The following is a 13,153-nucleotide window of genomic DNA, read 5'->3' on the forward strand; positions in this document are numbered from 1 at the left end:
ACCGGACCGCGGTAAGCTCCACTTCCATGCCGCCGGAGTGGTCCAGTTGCCCGCCCGAGCTGCTGCTGGTCGTCGACCGAGGCAGCGGCCTGCCGCTGCGCGCTCAGGTGGAGCACGGGCTGCGGGACGCGATCCGCACCGGGCGCGTGCGGGTCGGTGAGAGGCTGCCGTCCTCCCGGGAACTCGCCCGCACGCTCGGCATCTCACGCGGGCTGGTGCAGGAGTGTTACGCCCAACTCCAGGCCGAGGGCTACCTGGTGACACGTCCGGGCTCCGCCACCCGCGTGGCGGCCGGCGCCGCCGCACCGCCCGCGGCGACGCAGCGGCGCCACACCGCTTCCCGCCTCGTGGCCGACTTCCGTTGGGGCGTACCGGACTTGGCCGCATTCCCCGTCCAGGACTGGCTCCGGGCCACGCGCGAGGCGGCACGCGCCATGCCGAGCGCCATGTTCGACTACGGCGACCCGCGCGGCAGCCGGACCCTGCGCGAGGTCCTCGCCGGATATCTGGGCCGGGTCCGTGCCGCGACGACCGACCCGGAAGACATCGTGGTCTGCAACGGTTACGCCCAGGGCCTCGGCCTCGCCCTCCACGTCCTCGCGGGCAGCGGAGTGCGAACGGTGGCTTTCGAGGATCCCGGCTCACCCGCCACCGTCCGTGGGACCGCCGCTGCCGCGGGCCTGCACACGGTTGCCGTGCCCGTCGACGAGCACGGCATCGACGTACACGCACTGGCTGCGACAGACGCCCGCGCCGTCGTCGTCACCCCCGCCCATCAGTGGCCGACCGGCGTCGCCCTCGCCCCGGAACGGCGGCTGGCTCTCATCGAATGGGCCAGGAACCGGGACGCGTTCATCATCGAGGACGACTACGACGCCGAGTTCCGCTACGACCGCGAACCCGTCGGCGCGCTCCAGGGCCTGGCACCCGACCGGGTCCTCTCCCTCGGCACCGTCAGCAAATCCCTCGCCCCCGCCCTGCGGATCGGCTGGATGATCTGCCCGCCCCACCTGACCGAAGCGCTCGCCGAGCACAAGAACCGCAGTGACCGCGGCACGCCCACGCTCGACCAGATCGCCCTGGCCCGAATGATCGAGACCGGACGTTTCGACCGCCACCTGCGCCGCATGCGCGCCGCCTACGCCACCCGCCGTACCGCCCTGCTCGCGGCACTCGCCGAACACGCACCCGGGCTGCCGGTCACCGGCCTCGCGGCCGGCTTCCACGCGGTGACCCACCTGCCGCCGGGCGTCGACGAACTCCAGGTCGTCACCACCGCCCGGGAACGGTCCGTAGGCATCTACGGCATGAGCACCTGCCGCGCCTCCGACGCCACCACCCCCGCACAACTCGTCCTCGGCTTCGGCAACGTCGGCGAGCGAGCCATCGTCGAAGGCATCGCGGCCATCGGCCCCCTGCTCACCGGCCGGCCCTAGCGTCCGGCCGGCGCCCCCGCGCTCGCGCCCTGACGCCTGGCCGGCGCCTCCGTGCTCGTGCGCCCTAGCACCCGGCCGGCGCCCCCGTGCGCGTGCACATGCCCTGGCATCCGGCCGGTGCCCCCGCGCTCGTGCGCCCTGGCGTCCGGCCGGTGCCCCGTGCTCATGGACAACCAGCCGACCAGGGGCCCCGGTTGCCGGCCGAGGCGCCGCGAAGCGCTCGGCAGCCGGGCTGGTTGACTGGTGCCGAGATCGCCGCACCGGTCCTTCGAAGGAGCGTCATGTCCTTTCCCGAGCTGCCCCAGCCCGCGCCTGGTGAAGTGCTGTTGGTCTGCACGTGCTACGAGGATGGCAAGGCGCTGTGGGGCGGGCTGCCCGACCAGATCGGGAGCCGCAGGGAGGGCGACGTGCTCGTCCTCGGCGGCAGCGGCGTGCGGCTCCGGCCGGTCGAAGACCGCGGCTGGGACCACCTGCGCGGCGGTAACGTACCGGCGCTCGTCCCGGACGGCGGCCCCGGCACGCCGGTGGCCGTCCTGGCGGACGTCTCCGTGGTCTACGGCGGGGACGGGCCGCTGCTGATCGACCTGACGGCGATACCCGGGCGCGGCGTCCGGGTCCCGTCGGACCGGCTCGGCGAGATCCTGACCGCTCTGCTGGGCGGCGCGCTCGCCTTCGACGACCTGGTGCGTGACACGGACAAGTACGGCATGTACCAGGGGGACGGCGGCCGGCCCGCCCTCCGCACCCCGACCGTGCCACCGCACCGGCCCTTCCCGGCGCTGCCCTCCACGGCCTCGGCCCTGCTGGTGCGTACCTCCTTCGACGACGAGCAGGCCTGGCTTGCCCTGCTGGAGGAAGTGGGCGGGGTGGACGAGGACGGCTGGGTCGGAACCGGTCTGGACCCCGACGAGATCGACGTCGAGCACTACCCGTTGGAGGCGCTGGTCGTCGACGACCCGGCCTTCGCGGGCCTGGGGCCGGGCCACGTACCGGCGTTGGTCCCGCCCGAGGAGCACACCACGCTGGTCGTGCTCGCCGACGCCAGGACCTTCGCCGAGCCCGGCCGGCCGCTGACCGTCGTCGACCTGTACGACACCCCGGGGCAGTCCACGGTCCTCCCGTGCCGCGAGGTCGGATCGATGGTGTGCAACCTGGAGATCGGCAACATGGACTTCCACGAGTTCGTCGCCGTGGAAGGCGTCAGGCCGTGGTGGAACGGCTGATCAACGGATCGCTCCGGTCGGTCCCGCCTACGAGGCCGCGCGTCGCACTTTCCTGACGGCAGGACCGCTCGCCCTGTACGCGCACGAGCCGTTCACGGGGGACTCGCTCGCCTGGCTGGACCAACACGTCACGACCACGGCGAACGCGCCCGGCGACACGCGGACCCGCCCAAGTACGGCCATGGGAAAACCGTGTTGTCAGGGAGCGAGGCGGGGACGAGGGGGTACGAGGCCGTCATCCGAAGCCCTGCTTCGCCTCGTCCGGGGCGGCGCACCGACGCGAACGTGGCAGTGCTGCGGGCGCGTCGTCCGGCTTCCGGTCCCGGCCCTCGACACCATGGACCCGCCGACTGCCCGGGGTGAGGAGACCGCGACGATGACCTACGTCCCTCTCAGCCGCCGTGACCTCCTGCGGGCGTCCGTGGCCGGACTGGCCGCAGCGACCCCGGCAGTGCCCTCGGTCGCGGCGGCGTCCACCGCCGCCGGGCAGCAGATGCTGCACTACCGGGAATCGACCGGCGGGTCGGTGACCGCTTCGCCGGACGGATCCGTGCTGATCGCCGAAGTGCAGGGCGTCCTGTGGCGCGTGCCGCCCGGGGGCGGCGCGGCGGTCCGGATCACGGACTGGGAGCTGGAGGCAACCCGTCCAGTCCTGTCGCCCGACCGCAGGCGGCTCGCGGTGGGCGGCTACCGGGGCGGCGGGTTCCATCTGTGGACGCTGCGGACCGACGGCAGCGGGCTGCGCAGGATCACCGACGGGCCGTGGGACGACCGAGGCGTGGCCTGGTCGCCCGACGGCACCCGCCTCGTCTTCTCCTCCGAGCGCGGGGGCGACGCGGTGACCGGGGCACCGTTCGGGCTGTGGACCGTGGACGCGGACGGCGGGCACCCCGTTCGGCTCACCGGCGGGAATCACGAGGACTTCGACCCCGTCTGGTGGCCGGACGGGCGGTCGGTGGTGTGTGTCCGCGCCGCCCACACGGCCGAGGGCGGCAGCGACGGCGGCCTGACACTGGTCCGCGTGCCCGTCGCGGGCGGCCGTGAGCAGGTGATCCGCACGGAGCGGGAGGGCCGGCTGCTGTGCCCGTCCGTGTCACCTTCGGGCCGTATCGCCCACCTGCACCTGTCCGGCACCACGGCTTCCCCGTCCCTGCCGGCCGCCCAGGTGGCACTCATGGTCGACGGCCGGGTCGTCACCGAGGACGAGGACCCGGCCGCGGCACCCCCGTGCTGGCTCGGGGACGACCGGCTCCTCTACGTGGCCGACGGCCGCATCCGCGTCCGCACGCTCGACGCGCCCGGCGCGGCGCGGGACGTCCCCTTCACCGCCCGCATGCCGGTCCCACGGCCTCGCCGCCGTACCAGACCGCCCCTCGCGGAGGCTGCCGAACCCGTGCGCGGCATCCACGGGCCGGCCCTGTCGCCCGACGGGAACAGTGTGGCGTTCGTGGCGCTGAACGCCCTGTGGCTGATGCCGGTCGACGGCATGCCCCGCAAGTCGGTGCAGGCCTCCGCCGTCCACCATGTGCAGATGCCCGCCTGGGCGCCGGACGGGCGGAGCGTGCTGTACTGCACCGACCGGGACGGTCTGACGGCCGTACGCCGAGTCCACCTCGACAGCGGACACGACGAGCCGGTCACCGGCCCCGGCCGGCTGAATCCGGCGCTGTCCCCGGACGGCTCGCGCCTCGCCTGCCAGGACGTCAACGGCAATCTGCTGGTGCGTGACCTGCCCGGCGGCGACGAGCGGGTGCTGGCCCGGCCACTGGCCACCGACGGACCGCCGGGCGCTCCGACATGGTCACCCGACGGCCGGTACGTTGCCTTCTGCGACCGCAACCGGCTCAACCGCCGCTTCCGGGAGGGCTATCACCTCATCCGTGTCCTCGACACCCGCACCGGCACCGAGAAACGCCATCTGCCCGCCGCTCACCAGTCCCTGTCCGACCGCGCCGCCGCCGGGCCCGCCTGGTCGCCCGACGGCCGCTGGATGGCCCTGGTCGCCGAGTCGACGCTGTGGCTGCTGCCCGTCGCCGGCGACGGCACCCCGACCGGTCCCGCCCGCAGGCTCGCCGACGAACCGGCCGACCACCCCACCTGGGCACGCGAGAAGAACACCCTGCTCTACCTGTCCTCGGGCCGGCTCCGTCTCCTCGACCCAGCCGCCGCCCTGTCCGGCCCCCGCACACTCTCCGTACCGATCAGCCGCCGCCCGGCCCGCAACCAGGAGCGACTCCGCGTCCACGCGGGCCAGTTGTGGGACGCCACCGGCACCGCTCCGCGCGACGACGTCGACATCCTCATCGACGGCGGCCGGATCGCCGCCGTCGAACCCCACCGTCCGCGCCGGCCCGGGCACCGGACCGTCGACGCATCGCAACACACCGTGCTGCCCGGCCTGTTCGACGCCCACACCCACCCCTACAGCGCCACCTACGGCGCCCGGCACAGCCTCACCGCGCTCGCCTACGGCATCACCACCACAGCCTGCCTCGGCGCTCCCCTGTACGAGGCGGTCCGGCTGCGCGAGTCCCTCGCCTCCGGACACAGCCTCGGCCCACGACTGCTGGCCTGCGCCGAACTGATCGACGGCGCCCGCACGGCCTACTCCATGGGCCGCGCTCACCGCACCACCGCCGGCGTGCGGCGCACCCTGGAGCGGGCCACCGCTCTGAAGGTCGACTTCGTCAAGACCTACGTCCGTGCCTCCGGCGAGGTCATGGCCCAGGCAGCCGACGCCGCCCGCATGCTCGGGGTCCCGAGCGGCAGCCACCTGTGCTCGCCCGGCCGGGCGGCCGGACAGGACCTCACCACCCACCTCCAGGCGACGCAGCGCCTGCCCTACGGCCACGCCACCACGCCCAAGGGCCACATCCACGACGACCTCGTCCAGCAGTACGCCGACGGCGGCTTCGCCATGATCATGACCCCGTTCACCGCGCAGTTCCTGCTCGGCGACGACCCGGCCCTCGCCGACGACCCACGCGTACTCACCCTCATGCCGCCCTGGGACACCGCCGCCGTGCGCGAACGCGCCCACAGGCCGCCGACCGGCCACGAACGGCAGGCCCTAGCCACCGAGATGGCCGACTACCGCAACCTCGCGACCCACGGCGCCCTGCTCGCCCTGGGCACCGACGCACCCCTGGTCCCGGCCGGCCTCTCCCTCCACCTGGCCCTGCGCGCCCTGCACGCCCACGGCTTCTCACCCGCCCGAGCGCTGCTGTGCGCCACCGCCGCCCCCGCACGACTCTTCCGCGTCGAGAACGACCTCGGCACCGTCCAGCCCGGAAAGATCGCCGACCTCACCGTCGTCGACGGCGATCCCTTCACCGACTTCAGCCGTCTCGTGCGCACCCCACTGGTCCTCCGCGCCGGCACCGCCCACCAGCAGACCGACCTGGTGCACGCCCTGGAAACCGCGCACCTGGTGCAGACCGGGGGATCCAGCCGAGCAAGTCGTCGACGCGCGCTACGAGTTCCTCGGTGACCGGGTGCGGTACCGGCAGCCCGACCCGCTCGACGTGCCCTCACTCGCGGCCCGCGCCGCCGCCCTCCCGGGCCGCGTGGCCGCGATCGAGGCCTACTGGGACGGCGACACCGTCCACGACTGGTTCGTGATTCTGGTCGCGGTCCTGGAGGAGCCCTCCGGTCACGGGCACTTGGCGACCGTCTGTCACCGCCGTGGCGGGCCGGCACCGGGCAGCGCCGCCGACGAGGCGGGGCGAGCACTGGCCCACCACCTCGGGCTGCCGTTCCACTTCCCCTCCCCGGACGTCCCCGACGACGAGGCCCCACGCCGGCGCACGGTCCGGCGTCCGTCCGAAGGCCCGTGACGGTCGACCCCGATGGCCCCGCGACATCGAGCGGCCGAGGCGCACGGGCAGGCTGACGCACCGGCCACACGCGCCGCGGCCCCCGTCCGTCCGACTTCCCGGCCGGGGGACCCGCCTGGCCGATCCGGCGGGGCTGGAGCGTGGCGACAAATTCCTTGACACGAATATTCGCGGCGAGGAATAATCCATCCCATGGACGCACTCCTCACCGCACTGGCGGACCCGGCCCGCCGGCGGCTCGTCGAGCTGCTGGCCGAGCGGCCCCGCTCGGTCGGTGTTCTCGCCCAACTCGCCGAGGCGCGTCAGCCGCAGACGACCAAGCACCTCCAGACCCTGGAGCGTGCCGGCGCCGTCGTCTCCCGACGCACCGGTCAGCGCCGCATCTACGCGCTCAGGCCAGCTGCCCTACGAGAGTTGGCGGCTGCGCTCATCCGGCTCGCCGACACCGCCGACCAGGCTGACGGCTCGCACGCGACCTACGACCGCTATGGGCTCAGCCTCCGCGCGGAACGGCTCGCGGCAACGGAGCCGGGGTGGGCCGACGGCCGCTCGTTCACGTTCCTCAGGCCGCTGGCGGGGCGCCCCGAACTAGTCTGGCGCCATCTGACCGAGGCCTCGCTGCTCGCCCGATGGTGGACGCCTGACGATCTCCACGTCTCCGAGCTCGTCTTCGAGGCGCGGCCGGGAGGACGGATCCTTCAGGAGTACCGCGATGCCCAGGACGCCGACGGCTCCGACGCCGTCGCCGGGCGCGCGGAGGGAGTCGTCGACGAGGTCCGCCCCCATGAGCGGCTCGCCTACCGCCTTTCCCCTCTGCTTCCCGACGGCGGCCCGGCCTTCACCGCCCACGTCGGCCTCGCCCTGCGGCCCACCGGAACCGGAACGGACCTCGACGTCCACTGGCGGATCACCGACAGCACTGCAGACGCCGCGGACTTCATCGCAGGCATCGAGATCGGCTTCGGCCAGAGCCTCGACAAGCTCGCGGCGATCCTCGCCGCAGACTCGCACGACACCATCGACACCGCAGACTCGCACGACACCGCCGACACCGCCGACACCACGGACACCGCAGACTCGCACGACACCGCCGACGCCGTCCCCGACACCAGGAGCATGAAGTGACCAAGCAGACCAATGGCCGCCGAGTCGTCACCAACATGGCCCTCTCCCTCGACGGCCGCTACGCCGGGCGCGATCCTCTGGACATGGGCTGGGTGATGCCGTACGCCGTCACCGACGTCGCCCGTGACCACCTGACCAGCCTCTGGCAACCGGCGACGACGGCCCTGCTCGGGCGGGTCAATGCCGAGGGGTTCCTGGGTTTCTGGCCCACCGTCATCGGTATGGAGGGTGCCGACAAGCGGGACGAGGGCTTCGCGAAGTGGCTCGTCGACACCGACAAGGTGGTCCTCTCCTCCACCCTCGGCGAGGCGCCCTGGGAGCGGACGACGATCGTCGACGAGCCGGCCGTCCAGGCGGTCGCTGACCTCAGGGCGACCGAGGGCGGCGACATCCTCGTACTCTCCAGCGCGAGCGTCATCAAGGCATTGCTGGTCGCCGACGAGGTCGACCGGCTGGCGCTCACGATCTTCCCGGTCTTCCTCGGCGGCGGTCCGCGCCTCTTCGACGACGGCCTGCCCACAGGGCAGTGGGCGCTCGTCAGCCAGGCCGCCGGCGATCACGGAACGCTGGCCCTCGTCTACGACCGAGTCCGCTGAGCCCGACGCCCAACCCCCGGCGGCCATCGATGGAGTACCCGGCGTCGAGGCGAAGAGCGAGAAAGTCCGCTCCCGAGGGGAACGCGGGGCCGTCGCCGGCCCTTGTTCGGGTATGACCCTTGTGCCCGGTCGCTGCTGGAACCTCGCCCGCGCCGGCCAGACACCCGCCGTGGGGGAAGGACGTACCCGTGACCTCATCCAGTGAGCCGGTCCTGCCCCCGGCCGAACCGCCGCCTGCCTGCAGGAGTGTCGAGCCGCAACAGGAGCGGGATACCGGGCTCGATCCCGGGACCGGAACCGGGACCGGCTGTGAGCCCGCTGCCGATGCAGGCGCAGCGTTGCGGTTTCGCGGTCCGGCTCTGGCCGAGCTCTCCCCCGTCCCGTCCACGCTGTATCAGCGGGGCAGGCCCACCGAAGCACTCGACGAGGACCAGGTGACGTCCCCGGGGCCCGGACCACGCACCGCCGTCATCCCGGCCGCGCCCCGGGTCCCCGCGCCCACCACCGTGTGCCCGACGACCGCTTGCCCGGACGTGGAGACCTTCTTCGTCCGCGAGAACTTCGAGAAGACACGGCGCGCGATCAGCGCCCTGCTGCGCGAGGATCCCACGCAGGCACAGGACATCACCCAGGAGGCGTTCGTGATCGCCTACGAACGCTGGGATCGGGTGTCGCGGATGGACAACCCCCTCGCGTACGTCAAGATGGTGGCCTGGCGACTCGCGCTGAAGTGGCTGCGCGCCCGAAAACGCGCGCGCGAAGTGGAGGCCGCGCTGCCATGGCCCGTCAGCGACGGCGGGGCCGAAGCGGCGGGGGTCATCGCGCGCGTCGATCTCGTACGGGCGTTCTTATGTCTGAGCCACGCGCACCAGGAGGTCCTCGCGCTGTCCATGTCCGGTCTGGAACCGCAGGACATCGCTCCGCTCCTCGGCATCCCGGCCAGGACCGTGCGCACCCGTCTGTTCCGGGCACGCAAGGCATTGGCGGCGCATCTCGAAGACCCCCGGGAGGGACAGTCATGAAGCACGGCAACGACGGCTCGATCACCGCGGGGGCCGACACCGCCGACGCCTGGCTCGCCGGGATCAAGGCGGAGGCCGCCCGCAGGAAGGAAGTCCGCGACGTGTCGGCGATGAGCGAGGACGAACTCATCGACGAGGCCGCACGCGGCATGGCCGAACGCCGCGCGGCGCGACACGACTTCATCGGCGCACTGGCCTGGGAGGAGATCGCCGAAGGCCCCCGCAGGAGGAATGACCGCAACGCTCCCGCAGCGCCCCGCCACATCGATGAAACCGGATGCCCCGCGGTGGAACGGACCAGCAGCGATTGACCCCTGAAGTGCGAGCGAGAGCCCGGGGGTGGCGTCCGACCGATGATGCTCGGTCGTACACCACCCCTGAGGCATGGGGCGAGGCCCCTGCCGTCACCCCGGTGGAGCCCCGGTGATCGACACTTTGCTGGCCGCGTTACGCTCCCGGCTCGACGCCCTGGCCGAACACGGCGACGCGGCCTTGCTCTTGAACGACCAGGCGGTCCGTGAAGCCCGTCTCCTCGTGGCAGCGCTCCCGGCCGAGGGCGATGACGAGGCCACGGGCCCTGCCGTGCTGGAGGCGTTGCTTGTCGCGGCCCTGGTGCACTGGCACCGCTACTGCCTTCGAGGAGGCGCTACCGAAGAGGTCCAAGAAGACGAGGACCGTGTGGCGGCCGTCGAGCTCTTCGCGCGAATCCACCGCCATGATCCCCTCACGGTTCCCGACCCCCTGCTGCCGCTGGTCGACACCGCGGGCGACGTCGCCGAGGAGGGACCGGGCGGCTGGAACGGCATGGCCCAGCCCTACCTCGCCCGGTACGAGAGCACCGGCGACGCTGCCGACCTGCGCACGGCCGTCCAACTGCTGGCCGCCGGGCTCGACGCCACTCCAGAGGAGTCACCTGAGCGCCCCGAGATCGTGCTCCGCCTGGCCGGAGCGCTGATGGCCTTGCACCAGGACGCCGGTGATGAGGGGGTTCTGGCTTCCTGCATCGAGACGATGCGGGCCGAGACGCGCTGCGCGCAGACGGCGGACCATGGCGCGGCCGCCTTCTCGGCCCTGTCGGCCGCGCTGCTCGTCCGTTTCGTCGAGGACCGTGAACCGGGAGGGCTGGAGGAGTCCGTACGAGCCGCGCACCGGGCAGTGGAGCTGGCTCCGCAGGAGGCCGGCGCCGATATCGCCGCGTATCTCGGAACCGTCTTTTCCACCGTTTTCGACCGCACCGGACATGAGCGTCTGGTGCCCGAGGCACTGCGCTTCCTGCGTGAGGCGGTCGCACACACGCCGCCGGGGGAGCCTGAGTTCCGGTTGCGGTTGCAGGCCCTCAGCGAGGCCCTCCTCGTCCAGTACAGGCGTACGTCGGACCCGGCCGCCCTCCAAGAAGCGATTCTCGCTGCCCACCGGGCCTTCAACGAGCTGTCTCGCCGGGACAGTGCCGGCCGGGCCCGCGTGGTCGGTGTCCTTGCCGGTGGGCTGGTGGAACGCTGGCGCCGGGACGGGGACAGGGTGGATCTGAGCGAGGCGGTGCATCTGTGGCGCTGGTGTCTGGCCGCTCTTCCCGCCGACGATTCGTTTCGTCCGACCGCGGCCGCCGAGGCCGGCGCTGTGTTGTGGTTGCTGCACCAGGACGCCGGTGACATGGAGGCCCTCGAGGAAGCGATCACCTACGCCCAGGAGGCGGTCGAGTCGACGCCGGACGGCCACGGCTCCCGAGCCGGCCTGATGAGCAATCTTGCCGCGATGCTGCGCGCACGCTTCCTCAGCGAAGGCGACTACGCGGATCTCGATCGTGCGATCAGCCTGCTGCGTACAGCCGTCGCCCGGCTGCCGGCCGGTCACGCCAAGCGCCCAGCCCTGCTGAGCAACCTCGGCAACGCCTTGCGCAACCACCACGACCTGACCGGGGACGTTTCGGCACTCGCGGAGGCGGTCGCGGTGAGCCGGGCGGCCGTCGAGGCGACACCTCACGGACATCCGAGCCTGCCGGTCCATCTCGGCAACCTCGGCGCCGTCCTGCGCGCACGATACGAGTCCACCGGTGCCGCCGCCGACCTCGACGAAACCGTCGCACTGCTGCGAGCAGCCGTCGCGGCCTGTGCGATCGGTCATCCCAGCCGCACCGTGCCGCTCGCCAACCTCGGCAACGCCCTGCGACTGCGGCACGAGCACACCCGGGATCCGTACGATGCCGCCGAGGGCCGCCAGGCGCTGTGGGCCGCCGCCGCACCCCCCGCGGCCTCCCCGCTGGTGCGGCTGCGTGCTGCCTGGGCCTACGCGGAAGCGGCACGCCAGGACGACGACACCGCCGAAGCCCTCAAAGGCTTCGAGCTGGCGGTGGAACTCCTGCCGCGCATCGCTCCGCCCTCGGTAGCCCGGAACGACCGCGAGCACAGGCTCGGGTGGTATGCCGGGCTCGGCTCCGAAGCCGCCGCCGCCGCGCTCGATGCGGGCTGCCCCGAGCGCGCGCTCGAGCTGCTCGAGCAGGCTCGGGGCATCCTGCTCGCCGAAGCACTCACAGCACACCGGGAGATGCGGGAGCTGGCAGCACACGACCGTGTCCTGCACACGCGGTTCCAGCGACTGCGAAACGCCCTGATGCTGCCCGAAGTCGACGCGGACACGAGGCACTCCCACGGCATCCGGTTGGAAGAGACGATCACGCAGATCCGTGCGCTGCCGGGCTTCAGCCGATTCCTGTGTCCACCCGCGCTCGCCGAACTGCAACACGCGATCAGTGACGGCCCGGTCGTCGTCGTGAATGTCACCGACCACCGCAGTGACGCGATCATCCTGAACCCCGAGCCCCGCGCCCACCCCCGCGTCGTCTCCTTGCCGGGCCTCACACCGAACGCGGTGACCACACACGTCAACAGCTTCCTCACCGAGACCATGCCGCAGACAGCGGCGGAGATGCACCGGGCGCCGTCACAGATCATGTACACGCTCGCCTGGTTGTGGGATGTGGTGGCCGCGCCGGTCCTGCGAGCCCTGGACATCACCGGCCCACCGGCCGAGAGCGACCCCTGGCCCCGGGTGTGGTGGTGTCCGATCGGGCCGCTCGCCTGCCTGCCGCTGCACGCAGCAGGCCTGCACCGGAACGGCAATGACTCGGTCCTGGACCGGGCGATCTCCTCCTACACCCCGACTCTCCAGGCCCTCGCCGTGAACCGCCGCCGTACACACGCCGATGCACCCGGGCCGGCCGCGCAGCACACCGGCGCGCTCGTCGTGGCGGTGCCCGAGTCGCCGGGAGCACCTCCGCTGCCCCATGTCCGTCGGGAGGCGGACGCCGTGTCCCTGATGATGCCGCAGGCCACACTGCTGGTGGGGCTCGAGGCGCGCCGCGACAGGGTGCTCGCCGAGCTCGACCGGTATCCCGTGCTCCACTTCGCCTGCCACGGTGTGACGGACTGGCGGGACTCCTCGGCGAACCGCTTGATGCTTTCGGACGGGCCCTTGTCGGTACGCGACCTGATCAGCCGCCGGCTCGATAGGACGCAGCTGGTGGTCCTGTCCGCATGCAGTACCGCCACGGTCGGCGTCAGACCGTCCGACGAAGCGGTACACCTGGCCTCTTCATTCCTCGCAGCCGGCGCCGCCCATGTCGTCGGCACCCTGTGGGCGGTCGAAGACGAAGCCGCCGCCCGGGCTGCGACAACCTTGTACGAGCACCTGACCACCGGGGGCAGCCGGCCTCCGCACCCCGGACAGACCGCGCTCGCGCTGCACGCGACGATCCGGCGGCTGCGGCAGCAGCGCCCGGGGGCGCCGGGGCTGTGGGCTCCCTTCGTCCACATCGGTGTGTGAGCAACCGCGGCAGACGAGACGAGCCCGACGGCGCGACTTCCGGCTTCGCAGGACGACTTCGCGGCGGCCGCAGCCCTGCTCCTCGGCTGCCCCCTT

9 protein-coding genes are annotated in these 13,153 nt (G+C 72.5%); all 9 read left to right on the forward strand.

Going from position 1 to position 13,153, the window contains the following annotated elements; genetic code table 11:
- The first annotated feature begins 26 nt into the window (after positions 1-26).
- Positions 27-1,436: a MocR-like pyridoxine biosynthesis transcription factor PdxR gene (pdxR, locus tag JK361_RS07500; protein ID WP_201814849.1), complete on the forward strand. Its 1,410-nt coding sequence runs from the start codon at positions 27-29 to the stop codon at positions 1,434-1,436.
- Positions 1,437-1,717: 281 nt separating this feature from the next.
- Positions 1,718-2,659, forward strand: coding sequence for a DUF6924 domain-containing protein (locus JK361_RS07505; RefSeq protein ID WP_201814850.1), 942 nt, complete (start codon positions 1,718-1,720; stop codon positions 2,657-2,659).
- Between the two features lie 376 nt (positions 2,660-3,035).
- Positions 3,036-6,149: an amidohydrolase family protein gene (locus JK361_RS07510; protein ID WP_201814851.1), complete on the forward strand. Its 3,114-nt coding sequence runs from the start codon at positions 3,036-3,038 to the stop codon at positions 6,147-6,149.
- A gap of 4 nt (positions 6,150-6,153) precedes the next feature.
- Positions 6,154-6,495, forward strand: coding sequence for a hypothetical protein (locus JK361_RS07515; protein WP_307787203.1), 342 nt, complete (start codon positions 6,154-6,156; stop codon positions 6,493-6,495).
- A 192-nt stretch (positions 6,496-6,687) separates the two neighbouring features.
- Positions 6,688-7,620 carry a metalloregulator ArsR/SmtB family transcription factor gene (locus tag JK361_RS07520; protein ID WP_201814852.1) on the forward strand — a complete coding sequence of 311 codons (933 nt, stop codon included), beginning with the start codon at positions 6,688-6,690 and terminating at the stop codon, positions 7,618-7,620.
- A complete protein-coding gene (locus tag JK361_RS07525) occupies positions 7,617-8,216 on the forward strand; it encodes a dihydrofolate reductase family protein (RefSeq protein WP_201814853.1) in 600 nt (199 codons plus the stop codon). The genes JK361_RS07520 and JK361_RS07525 overlap by 4 nt, the downstream gene beginning before the upstream one ends.
- Positions 8,217-8,650: 434 nt before the next feature.
- Positions 8,651-9,238, forward strand: coding sequence for an RNA polymerase sigma factor (locus tag JK361_RS07530; RefSeq protein ID WP_201814854.1), 588 nt, complete (start codon positions 8,651-8,653; stop codon positions 9,236-9,238).
- Positions 9,235-9,549, forward strand: a complete 315-nt coding sequence (locus tag JK361_RS07535) for a hypothetical protein (protein WP_201814855.1) — start codon at positions 9,235-9,237, stop codon at positions 9,547-9,549. Before JK361_RS07530 ends, JK361_RS07535 begins: the two co-directional genes overlap by 4 nt.
- Positions 9,550-9,661: 112 nt before the next feature.
- Positions 9,662-13,057 (forward strand): CHAT domain-containing protein, encoded by a 3,396-nt coding sequence (locus tag JK361_RS42345; protein ID WP_201814856.1) that lies wholly within the window; start codon positions 9,662-9,664, stop codon positions 13,055-13,057.
- Positions 13,058-13,153: the final 96 nt, after the last annotated feature.

Source organism: Streptomyces musisoli, assembly GCF_016741855.1.
GTDB classification, from domain to species: domain Bacteria; phylum Actinomycetota; class Actinomycetes; order Streptomycetales; family Streptomycetaceae; genus Streptomyces; species Streptomyces musisoli.

Excerpts from the sequence above, each read along its gene's own strand:
- pdxR (WP_201814849.1), top strand. The coding sequence starts at position 27 with ATGCCGCCGGAGTGGTCCAGTTGCCCGCCCGAGCTGCTGCTGGTCGTC.
- JK361_RS07505 (WP_201814850.1), top strand. The coding sequence starts at position 1,718 with ATGTCCTTTCCCGAGCTGCCCCAGCCCGCGCCTGGTGAAGTGCTGTTG.
- JK361_RS07510 (WP_201814851.1), top strand. The coding sequence starts at position 3,036 with ATGACCTACGTCCCTCTCAGCCGCCGTGACCTCCTGCGGGCGTCCGTG.
- JK361_RS07520 (WP_201814852.1), top strand. The coding sequence starts at position 6,688 with ATGGACGCACTCCTCACCGCACTGGCGGACCCGGCCCGCCGGCGGCTC.
- JK361_RS07535 (WP_201814855.1), top strand. The coding sequence starts at position 9,235 with ATGAAGCACGGCAACGACGGCTCGATCACCGCGGGGGCCGACACCGCC.